The sequence below is a fragment of the Nocardiopsis ganjiahuensis DSM 45031 genome (assembly GCF_000341085.1).
In the GTDB taxonomy this organism is placed as follows: domain Bacteria; phylum Actinomycetota; class Actinomycetes; order Streptosporangiales; family Streptosporangiaceae; genus Nocardiopsis; species Nocardiopsis ganjiahuensis.
Genome location: NZ_ANBA01000029.1, coordinates 42,857 through 64,755, shown reverse-complemented (window position 1 = coordinate 64,755; position 21,899 = coordinate 42,857). Strand labels below are relative to the sequence as shown.

The 21,899-nt window shown below is 70.3% G+C and carries 19 protein-coding genes; 3 read left to right on the top strand and 16 right to left on the bottom strand.

Going from position 1 to position 21,899, the window contains the following annotated elements; all coding sequences use genetic code 11:
- Nucleotides 1-34: 34 nt before the first annotated feature.
- The 15 genes from D458_RS35925 to pyrR form a co-directional block, all read right to left on the bottom strand.
- Nucleotides 35-976, bottom strand: coding sequence for a collagen-like domain-containing protein (locus D458_RS35925; protein WP_086002551.1), 942 nt, complete (start codon nucleotides 974-976; stop codon nucleotides 35-37).
- Nucleotides 977-1,182: 206 nt separating this feature from the next.
- Nucleotides 1,183-1,842 carry a DUF11 domain-containing protein gene (locus D458_RS0129975; protein WP_026119827.1) on the bottom strand — a complete coding sequence of 220 codons (660 nt, stop codon included), beginning with the start codon at nucleotides 1,840-1,842 and terminating at the stop codon, nucleotides 1,183-1,185.
- 163 nt (nucleotides 1,843-2,005) lie between these two features.
- Nucleotides 2,006-3,199, bottom strand: coding sequence for a methionine adenosyltransferase (gene metK / locus D458_RS0129970; RefSeq protein ID WP_026119826.1), 1,194 nt, complete (start codon nucleotides 3,197-3,199; stop codon nucleotides 2,006-2,008).
- A 300-nt stretch (nucleotides 3,200-3,499) separates the two neighbouring features.
- On the bottom strand, nucleotides 3,500-4,696 hold the full coding sequence (gene coaBC / locus D458_RS0129965; protein ID WP_017590409.1) for a bifunctional phosphopantothenoylcysteine decarboxylase/phosphopantothenate--cysteine ligase CoaBC: 1,197 nt from the start codon (nucleotides 4,694-4,696) through the stop codon (nucleotides 3,500-3,502).
- 135 nt (nucleotides 4,697-4,831) lie between these two features.
- Entirely contained in the window at nucleotides 4,832-5,098 is a 267-nt protein-coding gene (rpoZ, locus tag D458_RS0129960; protein ID WP_017590408.1) for a DNA-directed RNA polymerase subunit omega, read from the bottom strand.
- A 126-nt stretch (nucleotides 5,099-5,224) separates the two neighbouring features.
- Complete coding sequence (gene gmk / locus D458_RS0129955; RefSeq protein ID WP_017590407.1) at nucleotides 5,225-5,815, bottom strand: guanylate kinase; 591 nt, start codon at nucleotides 5,813-5,815, stop codon at nucleotides 5,225-5,227.
- A 328-nt stretch (nucleotides 5,816-6,143) separates the two neighbouring features.
- Nucleotides 6,144-6,467: an integration host factor, actinobacterial type gene (mihF, locus tag D458_RS0129950; protein WP_017546565.1), complete on the bottom strand. Its 324-nt coding sequence runs from the start codon at nucleotides 6,465-6,467 to the stop codon at nucleotides 6,144-6,146.
- Nucleotides 6,468-6,859: 392 nt separating this feature from the next.
- Nucleotides 6,860-7,567, bottom strand: a complete 708-nt coding sequence (pyrF, locus tag D458_RS0129945) for an orotidine-5'-phosphate decarboxylase (RefSeq protein ID WP_017590406.1) — start codon at nucleotides 7,565-7,567, stop codon at nucleotides 6,860-6,862.
- A gap of 334 nt (nucleotides 7,568-7,901) precedes the next feature.
- Complete coding sequence (locus D458_RS0129940; protein ID WP_017590405.1) at nucleotides 7,902-8,843, bottom strand: dihydroorotate dehydrogenase; 942 nt, start codon at nucleotides 8,841-8,843, stop codon at nucleotides 7,902-7,904.
- Between the two features lie 82 nt (nucleotides 8,844-8,925).
- The gene (locus D458_RS0129935) at nucleotides 8,926-9,825 is read right to left on the bottom strand and encodes a dihydroorotate dehydrogenase electron transfer subunit (protein WP_017590404.1); all 900 of its coding nucleotides are present in this window, start codon (nucleotides 9,823-9,825) and stop codon (nucleotides 8,926-8,928) included.
- Nucleotides 9,826-9,948: 123 nt separating this feature from the next.
- Nucleotides 9,949-13,257 (bottom strand): carbamoyl-phosphate synthase large subunit, encoded by a 3,309-nt coding sequence (gene carB / locus D458_RS0129930; protein ID WP_026119825.1) that lies wholly within the window; start codon nucleotides 13,255-13,257, stop codon nucleotides 9,949-9,951.
- 15 nt (nucleotides 13,258-13,272) lie between these two features.
- Entirely contained in the window at nucleotides 13,273-14,415 is a 1,143-nt protein-coding gene (gene carA / locus D458_RS0129925; RefSeq protein ID WP_017590402.1) for a glutamine-hydrolyzing carbamoyl-phosphate synthase small subunit, read from the bottom strand.
- A gap of 71 nt (nucleotides 14,416-14,486) precedes the next feature.
- A complete protein-coding gene (locus D458_RS0129920; RefSeq protein WP_017590401.1) occupies nucleotides 14,487-15,788 on the bottom strand; it encodes a dihydroorotase in 1,302 nt (433 codons plus the stop codon).
- Between the two features lie 247 nt (nucleotides 15,789-16,035).
- Nucleotides 16,036-16,944 (bottom strand): aspartate carbamoyltransferase catalytic subunit, encoded by a 909-nt coding sequence (locus D458_RS0129910; protein ID WP_017590399.1) that lies wholly within the window; start codon nucleotides 16,942-16,944, stop codon nucleotides 16,036-16,038.
- Nucleotides 16,944-17,660: a bifunctional pyr operon transcriptional regulator/uracil phosphoribosyltransferase PyrR gene (gene pyrR, locus D458_RS34570; RefSeq protein ID WP_152521288.1), complete on the bottom strand. Its 717-nt coding sequence runs from the start codon at nucleotides 17,658-17,660 to the stop codon at nucleotides 16,944-16,946. Before pyrR ends, D458_RS0129910 begins: the two co-directional genes overlap by 1 nt.
- Before the next feature lie 501 nt (nucleotides 17,661-18,161).
- Between pyrR and bldD the strand changes: the two genes are divergently transcribed.
- Together bldD and D458_RS35920 are read left to right on the top strand one after the other, a co-directional pair.
- A complete protein-coding gene (gene bldD, locus D458_RS0129900) occupies nucleotides 18,162-18,656 on the top strand; it encodes a transcriptional regulator BldD (protein ID WP_013154123.1) in 495 nt (164 codons plus the stop codon).
- Nucleotides 18,657-19,012: 356 nt separating this feature from the next.
- Entirely contained in the window at nucleotides 19,013-19,627 is a 615-nt protein-coding gene (locus D458_RS35920) for a GNAT family N-acetyltransferase (protein WP_193374673.1), read from the top strand.
- On the opposite strand, the gene metF is transcribed toward D458_RS35920, so the two are convergent.
- Nucleotides 19,539-20,402, bottom strand: coding sequence for a methylenetetrahydrofolate reductase [NAD(P)H] (metF, locus tag D458_RS0129890; RefSeq protein WP_017590396.1), 864 nt, complete (start codon nucleotides 20,400-20,402; stop codon nucleotides 19,539-19,541). The two genes, D458_RS35920 and metF, sit on opposite strands and share 89 nt — an antisense overlap.
- A gap of 322 nt (nucleotides 20,403-20,724) precedes the next feature.
- On the opposite strand from metF, the gene D458_RS0129885 reads away from it, so the two are divergent.
- Nucleotides 20,725-21,801, top strand: coding sequence for a polyprenyl synthetase family protein (locus tag D458_RS0129885; RefSeq protein ID WP_017590395.1), 1,077 nt, complete (start codon nucleotides 20,725-20,727; stop codon nucleotides 21,799-21,801).
- Nucleotides 21,802-21,899: the final 98 nt, after the last annotated feature.

The window sequence follows — 21,899 nt, the reverse complement described above, 5'->3', positions numbered from 1 at the left end:
CGGCCCGTTCGTGTGTCCGGCTAGCGGTCGGCCGTCACTCGGAGGACCTGCGGCGGCCCAGAACCATGGCGAGGGCACCGGTCACAGCCGTGACCAGACCGCCCACCGCGGGGATGGCGACCGGCGCACCGGTCTGTGCGAGAACGGGCTGCTCCGGGTGCTCGGACTTCGAGTGCTCGGACTTCAAGTGCTCAGGCTGCTCGGGCTTCGGGTGCTCGGGGTCGTCGTTCTTGCCGTCCTCACCAGGCTTACCGGGCTTGCCATCTTCACCAGGCTTACCCGGCTTGCCGTCCTCACCAGGCTTACCCGGCTTACCGTCCTCACCAGGCTTACCGGGCTTGCCATCCTCACCAGGCTTACCGGGCTTGCCATCCTCACCAGGCTTACCGGGCTTGCCGTCCTCACCAGGCTTACCCGGCTTACCGTCCTCACCAGGCTTACCCGGCTTACCGTCCTCACCAGGCTTACCGGGCTTCCCGTCCTCACCAGGCTTACCGGGCTTCCCGTCCTCACCAGGCTTACCGGGCTTCCCGTCCTCACCAGGCTTACCGGGCTTCCCGTCCTCACCAGGCTTACCGGGCTTCCCGTCCTCACCAGGCTTGCCCGGCTTACCGTCCTCCCCAGGCTTACCCGGCTTACCGTCCTCACCAGGCTTACCCGGCTTACCGTCCTCACCAGGCTTACCGGGCTTGTACTCCTGACCCTTCTGCGAACTCTCAGCCACTCCGGTGGAGGCGGTGTCCGGAGCCTCGACCTGAGCCCTGACCTCGTAGGGAACCTGGTCCGGCAGGGTGTTGGCGACGAGGTCGGGGAGTTCGACGGCCACCGGAGCGGCGGGGTCCTCGAAGGCGGATCCGGACGGCTCGCCGGCCGACTCGACCGCCTGGTCCGCGCGTTCGATGTCGTCGGCCAGAGCAGGGCTCATCCCCCAGAGAAACGGAGCCACGATCGCGGCGCTGGCCGAGACGGCGGCCATCCGGATCAGGCTGCGGGCGCTGACGGTGGAAACAGGCGCCTTGGGCGCGTATGCACAGGAGTCATCCATACGCACAGTGTGTTCTTCCAATTACAGTAAGTCACACAATGGCGTTGGTTCCGCGTGGAAAGCTCCGGCAAATCCATGACATCTCTGGAACATGAAAACGGGCCGCACCCCTCCGGGTGCGGCCCTCCGGCTTCCGACTACCGATGGGCGTCCAGGTGATAGACGGGCGCCCTGCCCGGAAAGGTGCGGATATTGGGCACCGAACCCGGACTGTGGTTGCTCGGCACCTCCGGCTCCGGCCTCGGTCTGCGCGTCCCCCGATAGCGCAGGTAGCCGCCCGCGGCGACCGCAGCGCACAACACGAGGGACAGGCCCGCCAGCACCCAGACGAGGGGCAGGACGCGCTTGACCTGGTGGACGGAGGCGGCACAGGAGGTGAGGGCGGCGTCGGCCGCCGGACGCAGGCACACCGTGGAGACCGGCTGCTGGGCGCCCTCGGGCACCTCGGAGAGCTCACCGACCACGGTGACAACGGCGCGCTCACCCGGCTCCAAGGGCTGGCCCCACTCCGCCCGCCCCTCCTCGACCCCTTCCGGCGCCCCGGAGACGTAACGCATCGAAGGCGGCAGGAACTGCACGATCTGCGCGTCCGGCAGGGCCTCGTACCCGGCGTTGCGCACCTTGATGGTGTACTCCACCCGGTCGCCCGGGCGCAGGCGGCCCTCCGACCGGTCCTGGACGGTGACGTGCAGGCTCCCGGCCCCGGGGACCGCCCCCTCGTCCGTCTGAACCGGTTGCCCGGGCAGCGCGATCATCGCGGCCAACCCGACTGCCGACACCACCGCTGGCACGGCCATGGTGCTCCCCCTCCGCATGGCGGCACAACTAATGACTTTCTGTGAACAATTAATAACACAGAGTAGTCAAATGGGGCGTAAGGCGTGCGGAGGGCCCCGAACACACCGAGGACGGGCGGCCACGGGGACCGCCCGTCCTCGACGGGTTCGACTGGTGTGAGGTCTAGACGCCCACGAACGAACGCAGCGCCGCGGCGCGGTCGGTGCGCTCCCAGGTGAACTCCGGCAGCTCACGGCCGAAGTGACCGTAGGCGGCGGTCTTGGAGTAGATCGGACGCAGCAGGTCCAGGTCGCGCACGATGGCGGCGGGACGCAGGTCGAAGACCTCCTTGACGGCCTTCTCGATCAGCTCCGGGGCCACCCTCTCGGTACCGAAGGTCTCGATGAACACACCCACCGGGTGCGCCTTGCCGATCGCGTAGGCCACCTGGACCTCGGCGCGCTCGGCCAGCTCGGCCGCGACGATGTTCTTCGCGACCCAGCGGGTGGCGTAGGCGGCCGAACGGTCGACCTTCGACGGGTCCTTGCCGGAGAAGGCACCGCCGCCGTGGCGGGCGTAACCGCCGTAGGTGTCGACGATGATCTTGCGACCGGTCAGGCCGGCGTCGCCCATCGGGCCGCCGATCTCGAAGCGGCCGGTCGGGTTGACCAGGAGGCGGTAGTCGTCCGCGTCCAGGCCGTAGGCCGCGACCACGGGCTCGATGACGTGCTCCCGGATGTCCGGGGTCAGCATCTCGTCGAGGTTAATGTCCGCGGAGTGCTGGCTGGAGACCACGACGGTGTCGAGGCGGACCGGGGTCTGGCCCTCGTACTCGACGGTGACCTGGGTCTTGCCGTCAGGGCGCAGGTAGGGCACCGTGCCGTTGCGGCGGACCTCGGCGAGCCGCTCGGAGAGCGAGTGCGCCAGCTTGATCGGCAGCGGCATCAGCTCGGGTGTCTCGCGGTTGGCGTAGCCGAACATCAGGCCCTGGTCACCAGCGCCCTGCCGGTTGAGGGCGTCGTCCTCGTGCTCGACGCGCGCCTCGTAGGCGGTGTCGACGCCCTGGGCGATGTCCGGAGACTGCGCGTCGATGGAGACGTTGACCCCACAGGAGTCACCGTCGAACCCCTTGGCGGAGGAGTCGTATCCGATCTGGAGGATCTTCTCGCGCACGATGGCGGGGATGTCGACGTAGGTCTGGGTGGTGACCTCACCCGCGATGTGGACCTGACCGGTGGTGATCAGCGTCTCGACCGCGACCCGGCTGCCGGGGTCGGTGGTGAGCATCGCGTCGAGGATCGCGTCACTGATCTGGTCGGCCATCTTGTCGGGATGGCCTTCGGTGACCGACTCGGAGGTGAAAAGGCGGCGGGACACGTTGCGTGACTCCTTGCAGCGGCTGCTGGCTGACATGTGTCGGTGCGGCGTCGTCCGTTCCTCGGCTCCTGCCGGGGCGGCAATACCGACCGACGCGGTTGGATATTGGTCCACTGTAACGGGCATGGTGGGGGCGGTCGCCCGGCGGTCGGCCTCGTCAGCCGTTCGCGGGCACCCGAAGGAAGTGTGTCGTACTCAGCGGTAGGAATCCAGCGCGGCAGGCGGGAGATTTACCGCCGGGGCCCCACCGGGGCGCCGGAAGGCGCCGTACGGCGGGGGTTCCCGCGTCGAGGGTGGCGATCATCCCGGAAGCCGTTCGACCACCAGGTCCCACACCCGGTCCGCGAGGTCCTCCTTGGGACCTGTGGGAATGTCCACGACGATCCCGTCGGAACCGAGCACGGTCGCCTGGTTGTCGTCGGTGCCGAACGCCCTGCCGCCGCCGACCTGGTTGACCACGAGCAGGTCGCAGCCCTTGCGGGCCAGCTTGGCCCGGCCGTTCTCGATCACGTTGTCCGTCTCGGCGGCGAAGCCCACGATCGTCTGCGCGGTCCCCTCCTTCTCCCGCGACCCGACCAGCCCGGCGAGGATGTCGGGGTTCTCCACGAGCTCGATGGGCGCCGGGGCGTCACCGGACTTCTTGATCTTGGAGGCGGCGCTGTTGACCGGGCGGAAGTCGGCGACGGCCGCGGTCATCACCACGGCGTCGGCACCGGCCCGCTCGGCGTCCATGGCCTCGGCCAGCTCCACGGCGGAGCCCACGCGCACCAGACGCACCCCGGCGGGGTCGGGCAGGCTGACGTTGGCGGCGACCAGGGTCACGTCGGCGCCGCGGGCGGCCGCGGTGCGCGCCAGGGCGTAGCCCTGACGGCCGGAGGAGTGGTTGCCCAGGAAACGGACCGGGTCGATGGCCTCTCGCGTGCCTCCGGCGGAGACGACCACTCGGCGGCCCGCGAGGTCGGGTCCGGCGTCGGCGCCGCGGCGCAGCACCAGGCGCGCGGCCTCGTACAGCTCGGCGGGTTCGGGGAGGCGCCCGCGGCCGGTGTCGGCCCCGGTGAGGCGGCCCACGGCCGGGTCCAGGACGATGGCGCCGCGCGAGCGCAGGGTCGCCACGTTGGCCTGGGTGGCGGGGTGCTCCCACATCTCGGTGTGCATCGCCGGGGCGAACACGACCGGGCAGCGCGCGGTGAGAAGGGTGTTGGTCAGCAGGTCGTCGGCCAGACCGGCGGCGGCCTTGGCCATGAGGTTGGCGGTGGCCGGGGCGACGAAGACGAGGTCGGCCGACTGGCCGATGCGCACGTGCGGGACCTCGTGGACCTCGTCCCACACACCGGTGTCGACGGGCTGGCCGGACAGGGCGGCCCAGGTGGGCGCACCGACGAAGCGCAGGGCCTCGGCGGTGGGCACGACCCGGACCCGGTGGCCGGACTCGGTCAGTCGTCGGAGCAGCTCGCACACCTTGTAGGCGGCGATGCCCCCGCCGACGCCGAGGACCACCTGGGGAACGGAATCTGTGTCACTCACACATGGAGTTCTACCAGGCCGCGCCCGGCACACGCCCCGGGTGGGGGTGCGCCGGGCGCGGTCGGTGCCCCGGGCGTGCGCCCGACGGGTACGTGCTCAGGGTGTTGCTCAGGTGCCCTCGTACGGCTCGGCGGTGAGCAGGCCGGCCTTGACCTCGCGCAGGGCGATGGACAGGGACTTCTCCTGGACCTGGGTCTCCACCAGCGGGCCGACGTACTCCAGCAGGCCCTCGCCCAGCTGGGCGTAGTAGGCGTTGATCTGGCGGGCCCGCTTGGAGGCCATGGTGACCAGGCTGTACTTGCTGTCGACGCACTCCAGCAGGTCGTCGATCGGCGGGTTGGTGATGCCTTCGGCGACGGGCTCGGTACCAGCCACTTTGTTACCCCCAGGGACGGTCTCCGGCTCGTCGAAAGCCGTGACGTTGGTTGGATGTGCTCTTGGAACTCAGGTTCTCAGGGCCCGGTGCGGGGCGCTGCCACCGATCGCTCGGCGCGCCTGCTATCACACCTTGGGTGCGGTCATCAACGCTAGCAGCTCGTCGCACACTTCCTGTACGGACGTGTTGACGAGGGTTGTGTCGAATTCCTTCTCCGCGGCGAGCTCGACCTTGGCGACCTCCAGCCGGCGCTGGATCACCTCGTCGGACTCGGTGCCGCGACCGGTCAGCCTGCGCACCAGCTCCTCCCAGGAGGGCGGGGCGAGGAAGACGTGCAGGGCGTCGTCCATGGACTCGCGCACCTGGCGCGCGCCCTGGAGCTCGATCTCCAGCAGCACGGGGGTGCCCATCGCGAGGCGCTCCTCGACGGGCCCGCGCGGGGTGCCGTAGCGGTTGCCCGCGAACTGGGCCCATTCCAGGAGCTGGTTCTCGGCGACCAGGCGGTCGAACTCCTCGTCGGTGACGAAGTGGTACTGGACCCCGTCGCGCTCGCCGGGGCGGGGCTTGCGGGTGGTCACCGACACCGAGAGCCACACGTCGGGGTTGACCTGTCGCAGATGGGCGACGACCGTGCTCTTTCCCACGCCGGAGGGGCCGGACAGGACGGTCAGCCGCTTCTCGGCCGGTCGGGACTGGTCTGCGGTCTGCGCAGGCATGTGAGTATCAGGCTTCCATTCGGCTCTCCGCCACGCGGTGGGCCGTGGGCCTCGTGTGCGCTGCCTGGGACCGGGCTCGCGGTCCGGCACTTACGCGTCGCGGGCGGCTCGTGCTGGCGCTCTGGTGCGCAGCGTACGGTCGCGGGAAGCTCCCTTTATACCACCGAGCCGCGGTGCGACGGACGGGGTGTGACCTGGGGCCCACCCGTCCGCCGACCGCGGCGTCGGGTTGCTGCTCACCGCCTGCCGCCACTAGGTGCGACGGCTCCGGGCGTCTGTGGGGGACGCGTCGGCGACGGTGCTGGCCGGTGTCTTCACCGGACCGGTGTTACTTGGTGAGGTCGCCGAACTCGCTCTCCAGGGCGGCACGCTGGTTGGTACCCAGGCCCCGGACACGACGCGACTCAGCGATGTTGAGCCGCTCCATGATCTGCTTGGCGCGCACCTTGCCGACACCGGGGAGGGATTCCAGCAGAGCCGAAACCTTCATCTTGCCGATGACGTCGTCCTTGAGTCCGTTGGAGAGGACCTCGGACAGCGAGATGCCGCCGTTCTTGAGCTTGTTCTTGACCTCCGCGCGCTCTTTTCTGGCCTTGGCGGCCTTCTCGAGAGCCGCGCTGCGCTGCTCGGGTGTGAGGGGAGGAAGGGCCACGCCGGGTCACCTCGGATTTCTACTCGTTTGTAGAGGGCGGACGCCTGCGCAAGTTAGTAGGTCTGACCCCTGTTAGGCAACGTAAAGTGCCCTTTCAAGGGCTATTTCATTGAAGGAACTACTCAGAGTTACCTTCCCATTGCGGTCGGAGACGAAAATCAGGACTTTGGTCCCGATTGACGAGCTGGGAAAGCGTGTCACCAGCGCAGGTCACCCAGCGGTGACTCGGGTCACTCTTCGCCATGTTTCCCTAGTTTTGGTCACGCCTAATAGGTGACCGTCCGTGATCCACAACTGTGCGTGATGGGACAGGTGCGACAAACGTGCCCACCCCTGCCCGAACCCCGCAGAGTTCGCGCAGGGCACGGACACGCAACCCCCGTGAAGGGGTTTCAGACACGGACCCCGGCGCGTCGGACGGCCGCCGCGATGGAGGCCGCCGCCGCACCGGGGTCCGCGGCACGGGTGATCGGGCGACCGATGACCAGAAGGTCCGCCCCTGCCTCGATCGCCTCCTCCGGAGTGGCCACCCGCGACTGGTCGCCCCTGTCCGCACCGGCCGGGCGGACGCCCGGGGTGATCAGGGTGATGTCCGGGCCCACCTCGGCTCGTACGAGCGCGACCTCCTGCGGCGAGCACACCAGTGCGCGCGCGCCCGCGCCCACCGAGAGCGCCGCCAGGCGTCGCACCGCGTCCCGTGCCGGACCGAGCAGCCCCACCTGCTCCAGGTCCGTCTCGTTCATGGAGGTGAGCACCGTCACCGCCGCGATCTTGGTGTCCGGCGCGGCCTCGACCGCCGCCCGGACCATGTCCGCTCCCCCGGTGGCGTGGACCGTGAGGATCGAGGGCCTCAGGCCCGCGACGCTGCGCGTCGCCCCGGCGACGGTGGCCGGGATGTCGTGCAGCTTCAGGTCGAGGAAGACCCCCACCCGGTTGGCGCCGCGCACGGCGCTGACCACCTCGGGGCCGTACCGCAGGTACAGCTCCAGGCCCACCTTCACCGTGCTCACGTGCGGGGCGACCGCAGAGGCCCAGGTCGCCGCGGTCTCGATCTCGTTGGCGTCGATCGCGACGGCGATGGGCGCGGAGGGCGCGGTCATGTCGGTATCTCCAATCGTGTGCCGCCGGCGTTCGGAGCCGGCGCCAGAAAACTTCCGGTTCGTGCCTTACGTCCGTACTTGCGTATGTGCTTACACAAGCACCGTCCGATGCACGTTCACTGTCATGTGCACACCATCAAGATGTGCGGTTCCCAGGATGGAGCGCTTCATGCACGCATTCCGCGTCACTTCCCCGTAACGGCCACTCAAACGGCCACAGGCGCGCTTCCCCCGCGAACCCATGTCCGCATCCATGGCGCACCCGCTCGGCCACACAGAGCCATCTCAACGCCGTTCAGGCCGGTCAGGGCGCCGCGGACCCGTGCACTGTCCGTCACACGCCCGTTCCCGCCCTGTGAGCGGCCCCCACGACCTCCGACGCCCGGGAGACACCGCGCGCGTCCAGCGCCTCGTTGAACTCCCGGAGCACCCTCGTGCAGGCGGAGGGATCGGAGAAGTTCACCGTTCCCACGCCCACGGCGCTGGCCCCCGCCGCCATGAACTCCAGGACGTCGGTCCCCGTACGCACACCGCCCACACCGATGATCGGCACTTCGGGGAAGGCCTCGTGGACACGGTAGACACACCCCACGGCGAGAGGGCGGATCGCCGGGCCGGAGAGCCCGCCCATGCCCCCGGCCACCGCCGGGCGCAGGGTGCGGGTGTCCACGCTCATGCCCCGCAGGGTGTTGATCATGGTCAGCCCGTCTGCGCGGGCCGTGACACAGGCGCCGGCCAGTTCCACCACGTCGGGGACGTCCGCCGAGAGCTTGGCCAGGACCGGCAGGTCCGACCTCGCGTGAGAGCGCACCGTCTGCACCACCGTCGCGGCCTGGGCCGCGTCGTCGGCGAAGCGGCGCCCCGCCGGGTCGGCCGGATTCGGGCAGGAGAGGTTGACCTCGATGGCGCCGACCCCCTCCGCCTCGGAGACCCGTCGGGCCAGTTCACCGAACTCGCCCACCCCGGCCCCCGCGATGGAGACGATCGCCCGGCCGCCCCGGGAGAGCAGCCAGGGCAGGTCGCGCTGGAGGAACACGTCGATCCCCGGCCCCTGCATGCCTGTGGTGCTGAGCATCCCGCTGGGGGTCTCGGCCATGCGCGGCGCGGGCCGTCCCGCGCGCGGTTCCAGCATCAACGACTTGGTGGTGACGGCGCCGATCTCCGCGATGTCGAAGAACTGCTCCAGTTCGCGCCCCGAACCCGCGCACCCGGCGGCGGTGACCACCGGGTTCGGGAGACGGAGGGAGCCCAGCCTGGTCCTGAGGTCTGCGTTCACTTGCCTTCGCTCACTCGTGGCCTACCGTCGGCACTGCCGCGGTCTCTCATGGCGCTTTCTGTGTCGGGCGAGGTCGGAGGGATCAGGCGATGTCCCGGGCCGACTCCGCGGCACGGGCGGCGCTGGACCCCTTCCAGCCGGGCGCGCCCAGGGCGTCGAAGGGGATCGTGCCGACGTCGTCGAAGCGCACCTGCTCGCCCCGGAAGACCGGGCCGTCCACGCAGGAGCGCACCATCCGGGTGATGCCGTCCTCCCCCACCACCGGGATCACGCAGGTCATGCAGATCCCGATGCCGCACGCCATGGTCTCCTCCACCGCGACCTGCACGGGGATCCCGTGGTTGCCCGCCACGGCGGTGACCGCGCGCAGCATCGGCATGGGCCCGCAGGCGTACACCGCGTCGGAGCGGGACTCCTCGATCACCCGGCCCAGGACGTCGGTGACCCGCCCGCGCGTGCCGAAGGAGCCGTCGTCGGTGGTGAAGGCGGCGGTCTCGGCGATGCGGCGGGCGGTGATGGCGCTGAACACGCGGTCGGCGGAGGCGCCCCCCAGCACGAAGTCCACCCGGCAGCCGCGCCTGCGCAGCGACTGCGCGAGCGGGAACAGGGGCGCGCTTCCGGAGCCCCCGCCCACGAGCACGCAGTTGACGGGGTCGCGGGGCAGCGGGAAGGGGCGGCCGAGGGGGCCGACCACGTCGAGCAGGTCGCGTGATCTTCGCTCGGCCAGCCAGGCGGTCCCGCTGCCGCGCACCGCGAACAGGAACTCGACGGTGCCGCCGTAGTCGGGTTTGACGTCGTGGATGGCGAAGGGGCGGCGCAACAGCGTGCTGGAGTGGTCCCCGCCCACCGCCACCGACACGAACTGCCCGGACCGGAACCGTTCGGCGATTCCCGGCGCGACGACGGTGATGGCGTAGTAGGCGTCCACCCTGCGCACGTTCAGCACGGGGCACCTGGTCTGCACCGGTCCGTTGTCGCTCATGTGTGGTGGTGGCCTCTCTGGAACTCAGCTGTACGGCCGGTGCCGCGGGGGACGGTGCCCCCGCGGCACGCGGACCATGCCTTCCCGGGCCTCCGCTCCGCTTCGGCCCGGGCTGACTACAGCCTAGGAGCTCCGGCGGCTCTCCGTGAGCGCGTGGGCGTGCTCCTGGAGGGAGCGCACCCCGATGTCGCCGCGCACGTACGCCTCGATCGCCTGGACCGCGGCGGCCAGACCCTGCACGGTGGTGACGCTGGGCACACCGCGCGCGATGGCCGCGGTCCGGATCTCGTACCCGTCCAGACGCGGACCGGCCTGGCCCGCGCTGCCGAACGGGGTGTTGACGATCAGGTCGACGCCGCCCTCGTGGATGAGCTGCACGATGGTGGGCTCGCCCTTGGGACCGGTGCCCGTGCTGTGCTTGCGCACCACGGTGGCGTGGACGCCGTTGCGGCGCAGCACCACGGCGGTGCCCTCGGTCGCCAGGATCTCGAAGCCGAGGTCGGCCAGGCGCTTGACCGGGAAGATCATCGAGCGCTTGTCGCGGTTGGCGACCGAGACGAACACCTTGCCCTCGGTGGGCACGTTGCCGTTGACCGCCAGCTGGGACTTGGCGTACGCCGAGCCGAAGTCGGTGTCCAGGCCCATGACCTCGCCGGTGGAGCGCATCTCGGGGCCGAGGACGGTGTCGACGCCCTCGCCCTCCTTGTTGATGAACCGGTTGAAGGGCAGCACCGCTTCCTTCACCGACACCGGGGCGTCGGCGGGCAGGTCGCCGCCGTCGCCCTTGGCGGGCAGCATGCCCTCGGCACGCAGTTCGGCGATGCTGGTCCCGGCCATGACGCGGGCGGCGGCCTTGGCCAGCGGCACCGCGGTGGCCTTGGAGACGAACGGGACCGTGCGGGAGGCGCGCGGGTTCGCCTCGAGGACGTTGAGGACGCCGGAGGCGAGCGCGTACTGGACGTTGAGCAGGCCCCGGACCCCGGTACCGCGCGCGATGGCCTCGGTGGAGTAGCGGATGCGCTCGATGTCCTCGCTGCCCAGGGTGATCGAGGGCAGGGTGCACGCCGAGTCGCCGGAGTGGATGCCGGCCTCCTCGATGTGCTCCATGACGCCGCCCAGGTACAGGTCCTTGCCGTCGTAGAGGGCGTCGACGTCGATCTCGATGGCGTCGTCGAGGAAGCGGTCGATCAGGACCGGGTGCTCGGGGCTGACCTCGGCGTTGCGCTCGATGTAGTCGGCGAGCATCGTCTCGCTGTAGACGATCTCCATGCCGCGGCCGCCCAGCACGTAGGACGGGCGGACCATGACCGGGTAGCCGATCTCGTCCGCGGCGGCCTTGGCCTCGGCGAAGGAGTAGGCCATGCCGTACTTGGGCGCGGGCAGCCCGGCGTCGGCCAGGACCTTACCGAAGGCGCCGCGGTCCTCGGCCAGGTCGATGGCCTCGGGGCTGGTGCCGATGATCGGCACTCCGGCGGCCTTGAGGCGGCGGGCCAGGCCGAGCGGGGTCTGGCCGCCCAGCTGGACGATGACACCGACGACCGGCCCGGCGGCCTGCTCGGCGCGCACGACCTCGAGCACGTCCTCCAGGGTGAGCGGCTCGAAGTAGAGCCGGTCGCTGGTGTCGTAGTCGGTGGAGACGGTCTCGGGGTTGCAGTTGACCATGACGGTCTCGAACCCGACGTCGGACAGCGCGAAGGAGGCGTGGACGCAGGAGTAGTCGAACTCCACGCCCTGGCCGATGCGGTTAGGCCCCGAGCCCAGGATGATGATCTTGGGCTTGTCCCCGGTGGGGACCTCGGTCTCCTCGTCGTAGCTGGAGTACAGGTACGGCGTCCGGGCCTTGAACTCGGCGGCGCAGGTGTCCACGGTCAGGTAGACGGGGTGGATGCCCAGGGCGTGCCGGAGCTCGCGGACGACCTCCTCGGACCGGCCGGTGATCTCGCCGATCTGGACGTCGGAGAAGCCGAGTCCCTTGGCGTCGCGGAGCAGGACGGCGTCGAGCTTGGGGGCGGTGGCCAGGACGCGGGCCATCTCCTCCAGGCGCAGCATCTGGTCCAGGAACCACGGGTCGATCTTGGTGGCGTCGTGCAGCTCCTCGACCGTGGCGCCCGCGCGGAAGGCCTGCTGGACCTGGCGCAGGCGGTGCTCGGTGGGCTGGGCGGAGCGGCGCAGGAGATCGTCCTTGTCGCCGGGCTCCCCGGCCCAGGTGAGGCCGACGCCCGCCTTCTCCAGGGAGCGCATGGCCTTCTGGAGCGCCTCGGGGAAGGACCGGCCGATGGCCATGGCCTCGCCCACCGACTTCATGGTGGTGGTGAGGGTGGGGTCGGCGCCGGGGAACTTCTCGAAGGCGAATCGGGGGACCTTGACGACCACGTAGTCGAGCGTGGGCTCGAAGCTGGCCGGGGTCTCCTTGGTGATGTCGTTGGGGATCTCGTCCAGCGTGTAGCCGACGGCGAGCTTGGCGGCGATCTTGGCGATCGGGAAGCCGGTGGCCTTGGAGGCCAGCGCCGAGGAGCGGGACACGCGGGGGTTCATCTCGATGACGATGACCCGGCCGGTGGTGGGGTGGACGGCGAACTGGATGTTGCAGCCGCCGGTGTCCACGCCGACCTCGCGGATGACCGCGATGCCGATGTCGCGGAGCTTCTGGTACTCGCGGTCGGTGAGGGTCATGGCGGGGGCCACGGTGATGGAGTCACCGGTGTGCACGCCCATGGGGTCGAGGTTCTCGATGGAGCACACGACCACGACGTTGTCGTTGGTGTCGCGCATCAGCTCCAGCTCGTACTCCTTCCAGCCGAGGATGGACTCCTCCAGGAGCACCTCGGTGGTCGGGGAGAGAGCGAGGCCCTGGCTGGCCATCCGGCGCAGCTCGGTCTCGTTGTGGGCGAAGCCCGACCCGGCGCCGCCCATGGTGAAGGAGGGGCGCACCACGACCGGGTAGCTGAGCTCCTCGGCCGCGTCCAGGCACTCCTGGAGGGTGTGGCAGATGCGCGAGCGGGCGGACTCGCCGCCGATGCGCTCGACGATCTGCTTGAAGATCTCGCGGTCCTCACCGGACTGGATGGCCTCGATGTTGGCGCCGATGAGCTCGACGCCGTACTTGGCCAGGATCCCGGCCTCGTCAAGGTCGACGGCGGCGTTGAGCGCGGTCTGGCCGCCCAGGGTGGGCAGGAGCGCGTCGGGGCGCTCCTTGGCGATGATCTTCTCGATCATCTCGGGGGTGATCGGCTCGACGTAGGTGGCGTCGGCGATCTCCGGGTCGGTCATGATCGTGGCCGGGTTGGAGTTGACCAGGATGACCCGGAGGCCCTCGGCCCGCAGTACACGGCAGGCCTGGGTGCCCGAGTAGTCGAACTCGGCCGCCTGCCCGATCACGATCGGACCGGAGCCGATCACGAGGACGGATGAAAGGTCACTACGGCGCGGCATGCTCTGTTCCTCTTACTACTTGGCAGCCGGTGCGGGCTGGGCGGACATCAGGTCGACGAACTCGTCGAAGAGCTCGGCGGCGTCGTGGGGGCCTGCAGCGGCCTCCGGGTGGAACTGGACGCTGAACGCGGGGCGGTCCAGCAACCGCAGGCCCTCGACGACCTGGTCGTTGAGGCCGATGTGGCTGACCTCGGCCCGGCCGTAGGGGGTGTCGAAGGGGGTGTCGAGCGGGGCGTCGACGGCGAAGCCGTGGTTCTGGCTGGTGATCGCCACCTTCTTGGAGCTGGTGTCGATGACCGGCTGGTTGATGCCCCGGTGGCCGAAGGGCAGCTTGTAGGTGCCCAGGCCCAGGGAGCGGCCCAGGATCTGGTTGCCGAAGCAGATGCCGAAGAGCGGCTTGCCCGCGTCCAGGACGCCGCGCATGGCGTTCACCGGGTGGTCGGCGGTGGCGGGGTCGCCGGGGCCGTTGCTGAAGAAGACGCCGTCCGGGTCCAGCGCGAGGATGTCCTCGGCGGTGGCGGAGGCGGGCAGCACGGTGACCTTGCAGCCGCGCTCGGCGAGGCGCTGGGGGGTCATCGCCTTGATGCCGAGGTCGACCGCGGCGACGTGGAAGCGGGTCTCCACGCCCTGGGGCGGCAGGATCTCGTAGGCGGTGTCGGTGCTGACCTCGGCGGCCAGGTCGGAACCGGCCATGCGGGGCTGCTCCAGGATGCGGGCGAGCAGCGCCTCGGGGTCGGTCTCGACACTGCTGACCGCCGCGCGCATGGCGCCGCGGTCGCGCAGGTGGCGGGTGAGGGCCCGGGTGCCGGTCAGGGCGATACCGACCACGTTCTGGCGGCGCAGCTCCTCGTCGAGGGTGCGCTGGGCGCGCCAGTTGGAGGGGATGCGCGCGGGCTCGCGGACGACGTAGCCCGCGACCCAGATCCGGCCGGACTCGGGGTCGTCGTCGTTGACCCCGGTGTTACCGATGTGCGGTGCGGTCATCACCACGATCTGCCGGTGGTACGAGGGGTCGGTGAGGGTCTCCTGGTAACCGGTCATGCCGGTGTTGAAGACGGCCTCTCCGAAGGTCTCACCGGTGGCGCCGAAGGAGCGGCCGTGGAACACACGCCCGTCCTCAAGCACCAGAATCGCCGGACCGCCGGTCTCCTCGGACACGTTTCCCCCCTCTGCCGCACCAGGACTGGCCTGGGCGTTCACTGCGTTCTCTGTGCTTGCTCGGTCTGGACTCACTTGATCTTCCCCTCCAGGACGGTGGGCACGCCGCGCAGGAACGTGGCGCGGACCCCGCCGGGCAGGGTCATGCCCCGGAAGGGGGTGTTGCTGCTCTTGGTGACCATGGCCCCGCCGTCGATCTCGACCGGCGCCGCGGGGTCGTACAGGACGACGTTGGCGGGCTCGCCGACGGCCAGTTCACGGCCGTGTCCGTCGACCCGGCCGATGCGGGCGGGCGCGGTGGACATGCGGTCGGCGACCTGCGCCCAGGTGAGCAGCCCGGTGTCGACCATGGTCCGCTGCACGACCGCCAACGCGGTCTCCAGTCCGACCATTCCCATGGCGGCCGTGGACCACTCGGTCTCCTTGGCCTCCACGGGGTGGGGGGCGTGGTCGGTGGCGACGATGTCGATCGTGCCGTCGGCCAGGCCCTCGCGCAGCGCCTGGACGTCCTCGGCGGTGCGCAGGGGCGGGTTGACCTTGTAGATCGGGTCGTAGCTCTCCACCAGTTCGTCGGTGAGGAGCAGGTGGTGGGGGGTGACCTCGGCGGTGACGTCGCAGCCGCGCTCCTTGGCCCAGCGGATGATGTCCACCGAACCCTTGGTGGAGACGTGGCACACGTGCAGGCGCGAGCCGACGTGCTGGGCGAGCAGGCAGTCGCGGGCGATGATCGCCTCCTCGGCGACCGCGGGCCAGCCGGGCAGGCCGAGGCGGTCGGAGACGCAGCCCTCGTTCATCTGGGCGCCCTCGGTGAGGCGGGGCTCCTGGGCATGCTGGGCGATGACACCGTCGAAGGCCTTGACGTACTCCAGGGCCCGGCGCATGAGCAGGGCGTCGGAGACGCAGATGCCGTCGTCGGAGAAGACCCGGACCTGAGCGGCGGAGTCGGCCATGGCGCCGATCTCGGAGAGCTGCTCGCCGGCGAGGCCGACGGTGACGGCGCCGACGGGGCGCACGTCGCAGTAGCCGGCCTCGCGGCCCAGGCGCCAGACCTGCTCGACCACGCCGGCGGTGTCGGCGACGGGGTCGGTGTTGGCCATGGCGTGCACGGAGGTGTAGCCGCCCATGGCTGCGGAGCGGGAGCCCGAGGCGACGGTCTCGGCGTCCTCGCGTCCGGGCTCGCGCAGGTGGGTGTGGAGGTCCACGAGTCCGGGCAGGGCGATCAGGCCGGTGGCGTCCACGGTCCGGGCGCCCTCGGGGGCCTCCAGGTCGGGGCCGATCGCGGCGATCCGGCCGTCGACGAACAGCAGGTCGACGGGGTCGCCGCCGAGCGGGCGGGCGCCGCGGATCAGGTGCGGTCCGTTGGTGTCGGGCATGGGTGTGTCGGCTTTCTTGTGTTCGTGGAGAATTCGTGGGCGGCCCGGTCGGTGCCGGCGAGCGCCTGGGGGCGCGTTCGGGCACCCGTTCGGGCGTCGGCGGGTGGTGGCGCAAGAAACCCGGGGAGGTGCCGGAGGTGTGATGGCGAGGAACGAGCCATCGCACCGGAGGCGCCGAAGGTCCCCGCCTTGCTTCCTGGCGCCCGAACAGGGGCGGAAGCGAAGCGGAGGCCCGGGACGAGCACGGCTAGGAGCCGCCGAGCAGCAGGTAGAGCACGGCCATGCGCAGGCTGACGCCGTTGGTGACCTGCTCGGTGACGGTGCAGCGGGGGGAGTCGGCCACCTCGGCCGAGATCTCCATGCCGCGGACCATGGGGCCGGGGTGCATGACGATGGCCTCGGAGGGCATCTTGCCCAGGCGCTCTCCGTCGAGCCCGTAGTTGCGGCTGTACTCACGCACGGAGGGGAAGAAGGAGTCGCGCATGCGCTCGGCCTGGACGCGCAGCATCATGACCACGTCGGACTTGGGCAGCACCTCGTCGAGGTCGTAGGAGACCTCGCACGACCAGGTGTGCACCGAGACCGGAAGCAGGGTGGGCGGCGCGACCAGGGTCACGTGCGCACCCAGGGTGGTCAGCAGCAGCACGTTGGAGCGGGCGACCCGGCTGTGCAGGATGTCGCCGACCACCGCCACGCGCAGGCCCTCCAGGCGGCCCAGGCGGTCGCGCATGGTGTAGGCGTCGAGCAGGGCCTGTGTGGGGTGTTCGTGGGTGCCGTCGCCCGCGTTGAGGACGGAGCCGTCCACCCAGTTGGCCAGGCGGTGCGCGGCACCGGAGGCGCTGTGCCGGATGACGACGGCGTCGGCTCCCATGGCCTGGAGGGTGAGCGCGGTGTCCTTGAGGCTCTCGCCCTTGGAGACGCTGGATCCCTTGGCCGAGAAGTTGATGACGTCGGCGGACAGGCGCTTGGCCGCCAGCTCGAACGAGGTGCGGGTGCGGGTGGAGTCCTCGTAGAAGAGGTTGACCACCGTGCGGCCGCGCAGGGTGGGGAGCTTCTTGACGGAGCGGTCCCCGACCTGGGCCAGCTCCGCGGCGGTGTCCAGGATGAGGGTGGCCTCGTCGCGGCTGAGGTCGCCGGTGGAGAGCAGGTGGCGCATCAGGCGTCGTCCCCTTCCGTTTCCGTGGTACCCGGATGTGACGAGGAACTGGGCCGCAGGCCGCGGTTGAGGGCGGTGGAGGGCGACGGGCGGGCTTTCGAGGGGCCGAGGAGGACGGCGTCCTGGCCGTCGGTCTCGTCCAGGCGGACGGTGACGCCCTCGCGCAGGGAGGTGGGCAGGTTCTTGCCCACGTAGTCGGCGCGGATGGGGAGTTCGCGGTGGCCGCGGTCGACGAGGACGGCGAGCTGGACCGCGCGGGGGCGGCCGAGGTCGCCGAGGGCGTCGAGGGCCGCACGGACGGTCCGGCCGGAGAAGAGGACGTCGTCGACGAGGACGACGACGCGGTCGTCGAGGCCGCCGGTCGGGATCTCGGTCCTGCCGAGGGCGCGGGCCGGGGCCAGGTGCAGGTCGTCGCGGTACATCGTGATGTCGAGGGAGCCGACGGGGACGCTGAGGTCCTCGACCCGTTCGATGCGCCGGGCCAGGCGCTGCGCGAGCGGTACGCCGCGCGAGGGGATGCCCAGGAGGGTGACGTGCTCTCCGCCCTTGGTGCGTTCGAGCACCTCGTGGGCGATGCGGGTCAGTGCCCGGTTGATCTCGTTGCCGTCGAGGACGGCTCTGGTGCCTTCGGGTACCTCGGGGGCTTCCGGTACCTCGGGTGTCGGTACGGGGACACCAGGACCCGTATCGCTCTGTGTCGGTTTTTGCGCACGCAAAGTATTGACCCCTTCCCTGCCTCACAGAACAGGTCGTTAAAGGATGTCGATCGAAGCCACGCTACCAGCGCGGACGGAGGAGCCCTCGGGCGTGTTCCACGCCGTGAGACCATGAATGTGATGCTCATCACACTGCATGCCATCGATTGCCCAACTAAGAGTATCGATTTCATGACACTACGGATTCGCACCCCATTCGGGGGAAACACGAAATTCCCTGCAGGAGCGGGCTTTCCGCCCTCCAGGAGTGCCCTACTCGCCCCCACTGCTCCCCAAATGAGAGGCGTCTCACCTACGCACGGTTTGGCCACTGATTAGTCGCGTTTCACACCAACGGCTTGACCTGGACACCAGCCCCCCTCTACCGTCACTGTCTGTAACCACTACCGGGTGGGGTTGCACCCCGTGACCATCCGCTGGACCGCTCAGGCGGCCCGCCGAGTACGAGCGGACGTCTCCCCCACTCCGCCAGCCACCGTCACGGCCGGGAGCGACAAGAAAATGCCATCCGAATACGCCAAGTCCCTCGGTGCGCGACTGCGTGCCATCCGCACCCAGCAGGGCCTTTCCCTGCACGGGGTGGAGGAGAAGTCCCACGGACGCTGGAAGGCCGTCGTGGTGGGCTCCTACGAGCGCGGCGACCGCGCCGTCACCGTGCAGAAGCTGGCCGAGCTGGCCGACTTCTACGGGGTGCCCATGTCGGAGCTGCTGCCCGGCGGCGCCGCACCCACCCCGCTGGGCCCGACACCCAAGCTGGTCATCGACCTGGAGCGCATGCAGCAGCTCCCGCAGGAGAAGGCCGGGCCGCTCTCCCGCTACGTCGCCACCATCCAGAGTCAGCGGGGCGACTACAACGGGCGAGTGCTGTCCATCCGCCAGGAGGACCTGCGCTCACTCGCGGTCATCTACGACAAGTCCCCCGGGGACCTGACCGAGGAGCTCATCAACTGGGGCGTCCTCGACCCGGAGGCCCGTCGCGCCGTCGACGCCTTCTAAGAAGCAGGACCGCTGCCGCACACGCGGCCCCGCACACAGAAGCCGGGCTCCCCTCCCTCGGGGTGCTCGGCTTTCGTGTGCGCGGAAGAGCCCTCGTCCGGACCGAAGAGCTTTCGTACGTGCCGTCAAGAGCGCGGCCGGGCAGGGGCTTCCCCTCCCCGACCCGGCCGCGCCGCTGTCCGCCGGCCGAACCGGCGGATCTCGTCGAACTGATGTTCGACTCGCACCAGTTAACACTCCCCGGCCGGGAGACGTCAAGGAGACACACGAGGGCCGGGGCGGCGCGCACCCCGGCCCCTTCGGTCCGGCGCACAGGAAGACCGGCGCCGAGGGCCGCCAAGCCCTAGGCTGGGAACGTGGCAGCCGACACCGAGTTACGCGAACTCGCCCCCCCAGCGTTCACACACGCCGTCCCCGCGCTCCTGGAGGTCTACGCGGCGGCCATGCGTCCGCCGCCCGCGCAGCTCCCCGGGCGGGCCGCGGTGATGGGCAGCCACGCCGCCTACCCCGGGTTCAGGTCCGTGGTGGCGTTGAACGACGAACAGCCCGTCGGTTTCGCCTACGCTTTCCACGGCCGCGCGGGGCAGTGGTGGCACGACGTCGTCACCGAGGGGCTGCGCGACCGGGGCCGTTCACGGCACGTGCGCCGCTACCTCACCGATCCCCTGGAGATCGCCGAGGTCCACGTGCACCCGGACGCGCAGAACCGCGGCATCGGCCGCTCCCTCCTGCACGCCCTGTGCTCGGGGCGGCCGGAGCGCACCGCGGTGCTGTCCACGCGTACGGGGCCCTCCGCGGCGCGCCACCTCTACCGCTCGTGCGGGTTCGTCGAGGTGCTGGAGTCCTTCTCGTTCCCCGGCACCCCCGACCAGCCCTTCTCGATCATGGCCGCTCGGCTTCCGCTCGTCGGACCCGGGGACCGGCGATCTCGCGATAGATCTGCCTGGTGGCCGTGGACTGGTTCGAGGTGATGAAGTGGATGCCCGGGGCGCCCTCGGCGAGCAGCCGCTCGCACATGCGCTGGGCGTACTCGATGCCGAAGGCCCGCACCGCCTCGGTGTCGTCGCCGAAGCTCTCGAACTTCTCCGCCAGGGCGCGCGGGAACGGTGCCCCCGACAGCTGCTCCGAACGCGGGATGAAGGACGTGCGCACCACGGGGAAGACCTCGGGCAGGAGGGGGACGTCACAGCCGCGGGCGGCCACCCGGTCGCGCAGACGCAGGTAGTCCTCGGGGTCGAAGAACATCTGGGTGATGGCGTAGTCCGCGCCCGCCTCGCACTTGCGCACGAAGTAGTCGGTGTCGGTCTCCACGTCGGCGGACCGGGGGTGCTTGTAGGGAAAGGCCGCCACCCCCACACAGAAGTCGCCGCTCTCCTTGAGGAGCCGGACCAGCTCCTCGGCGTAGGTGAGCCCTTCGGGATGGGAGACCCACTCGCCGTCGGGGTCGCCGGGCGGGTCCCCCCGCACCGCCAGCATGTTGGACACCCCCGCGTCGGCCAGGCGGCCGATGAGGTGGCGGAGCTCGGCGACGGAGTGGTCCACCAGCGTCATGTGGGCCACGGGCAGCAGGGTGGTGTCGGCGGCGATGCGCTCGGTGGTCTCCACCGTCATGCCCCGGGTGCTGCCGCCCGCGCCGTAGGTCACGGAGACGAAGGACGGGCCCAGGGCCTCGATCTCGCGGATCGCACGCCACAGGCGTTCGTTGGCCGCGGGCGTCCGGGGCGGGAAGAACTCGAAGGAGAACATCGGCTCGCCCGAGTCGAGCAGGTCACGGATATGACGCGGCTTGGAGGCCGGGGTTCGGGGCGCCGCAGGGCGGGTCGGTGCAGCCAGCATGCCTTCAACCTTAGGCGAGATCCTCCTCCCACCCGGACACCGCATCCCACCTTGTGAGACCGATGACAGTGTGACCTTCCGTTTTCCAGAATGCGAGACGAAGAACGCGTTATTCGCGACATCCGTCTCTCACGATGAACAGGGGTGGTCTCACGGGACCCTCCTCAATCCCTCGGGACCACTCTCCCGGAACGGGGACGCCGCCCTGCGGGCAGCCGATAATGTGCAGGGTATGGCCGCTTCCTCTTCTTCCTCCGCCACGTCCGTCATCCGTTCCGAGGTGGACCGCGAACTCACCTCCTTCTGCGCCTCGCACCGCGAGCTGCTGCTGGATATCGGTGAGGAACTGGCCCCGGCGATGGACTCCCTGGAGGTGATGGTCTCCGGGGGCAAACGCCTGCGCCCCACCTTCGCGTACTGGGGATGGCGCGGGGCGGGCGGCGCCGTCGGCGACGAGCGGATGATCCGGGCCGCGGCCTCCCTGGAGTTCCTCCAGGCGTGCGCGCTGGTCCACGACGACGTGATCGACAACAGCGACACCCGGCGCGGACGCCCCGCCACGCACAAGCGCATGGCCAAGCTCCACGCGGACCAGGGCTGGAGCGGTGACAGCGAGGGGTTCGGCGAGGGTGCCGCGATCCTCATCGGCGACCTGTGCCTGGCCTGGTCCGACGAGATGTACCAGGCGAGCGGCTTCTCCCCGAACACGCTCCGGGACGGCCGGGCCCCCTTCGACGCGATGCGCACCGAGGTGATGGCCGGGCAGTACCTGGACACCCTGGAGCAGGTCCGGGGCACGGCCACCCGCGAGGCGGCCCTGCGGGTGATGCGTTACAAGGCGGCGAAGTACACGGTGGAGCGCCCACTGCACCTGGGCGCCGCCCTCGCCGGGCGCCACGAGGAACTGGCCGGTGTCTACACCGACTACGGCATCCCTCTGGGGATCGCCTTCCAGCTGCGCGACGACGTGCTCGGCGTGTTCGGCGACCCGTCCACCACGGGCAAGCCCGCCGGCGACGACCTGCGCGAGGGCAAGCGCACCCTGGTCGTGGCCGAGACGCTCGCCCGCTCCGGCGAGGCCGACGCCGAGCGCTTCCGGTCCCTGCTGGGCGCGCCCGACCTCGAGGTGGACTCGGTGGAGTGGATGTGCGCCCTGATCGAGTCCTCCGGTGCCCTGGCCGCGTGCGAGACGATGGTCTCCGAGTACGCGGAGCAGGCGGTCGCCGCCCTGGACAGCCCGGAGCTGGACGAGTCCGCCCGCGGCCCGCTCGGTGATCTGGTCGTGGCCGCGACGCGGCGCTCGCACTGACCCCTTCCACCGGGCCGGTCCGCCGCTGAGCTCCCGTCGCTGAGCCGAGACCCCCGAAGTTCCAGGCCCCTAGGGGCTTTCCCTGGCTGCTTCGGGGG

Coding starts and splice junctions, on each gene's coding strand:
- D458_RS0129920 (WP_017590401.1), bottom strand. CDS start 15,788: ATGCCCGACACCAACGGACCGCACCTGATCCGCGGCGCCCGCCCGCTC.
- D458_RS35925 (WP_086002551.1), bottom strand. CDS start 976: ATGGCCGCCGTCTCGGCCAGCGCCGCGATCGTGGCTCCGTTTCTCTGG.
- carB (WP_026119825.1), bottom strand. CDS start 13,257: ATGCCGCGCCGTAGTGACCTTTCATCCGTCCTCGTGATCGGCTCCGGT.
- gmk (WP_017590407.1), bottom strand. CDS start 5,815: ATGCCTGCGCAGACCGCAGACCAGTCCCGACCGGCCGAGAAGCGGCTG.
- bldD (WP_013154123.1), top strand. CDS start 18,162: ATGCCATCCGAATACGCCAAGTCCCTCGGTGCGCGACTGCGTGCCATC.
- D458_RS0129910 (WP_017590399.1), bottom strand. CDS start 16,944: ATGCGCCACCTGCTCTCCACCGGCGACCTCAGCCGCGACGAGGCCACC.
- metF (WP_017590396.1), bottom strand. CDS start 20,402: ATGTTCTCCTTCGAGTTCTTCCCGCCCCGGACGCCCGCGGCCAACGAA.
- D458_RS0129975 (WP_026119827.1), bottom strand. CDS start 1,842: ATGGCCGTGCCAGCGGTGGTGTCGGCAGTCGGGTTGGCCGCGATGATC.
- pyrF (WP_017590406.1), bottom strand. CDS start 7,567: ATGACCGCGCCCTCCGCGCCCATCGCCGTCGCGATCGACGCCAACGAG.
- D458_RS0129935 (WP_017590404.1), bottom strand. CDS start 9,825: ATGAGCGACAACGGACCGGTGCAGACCAGGTGCCCCGTGCTGAACGTG.
- D458_RS0129885 (WP_017590395.1), top strand. CDS start 20,725: ATGGCCGCTTCCTCTTCTTCCTCCGCCACGTCCGTCATCCGTTCCGAG.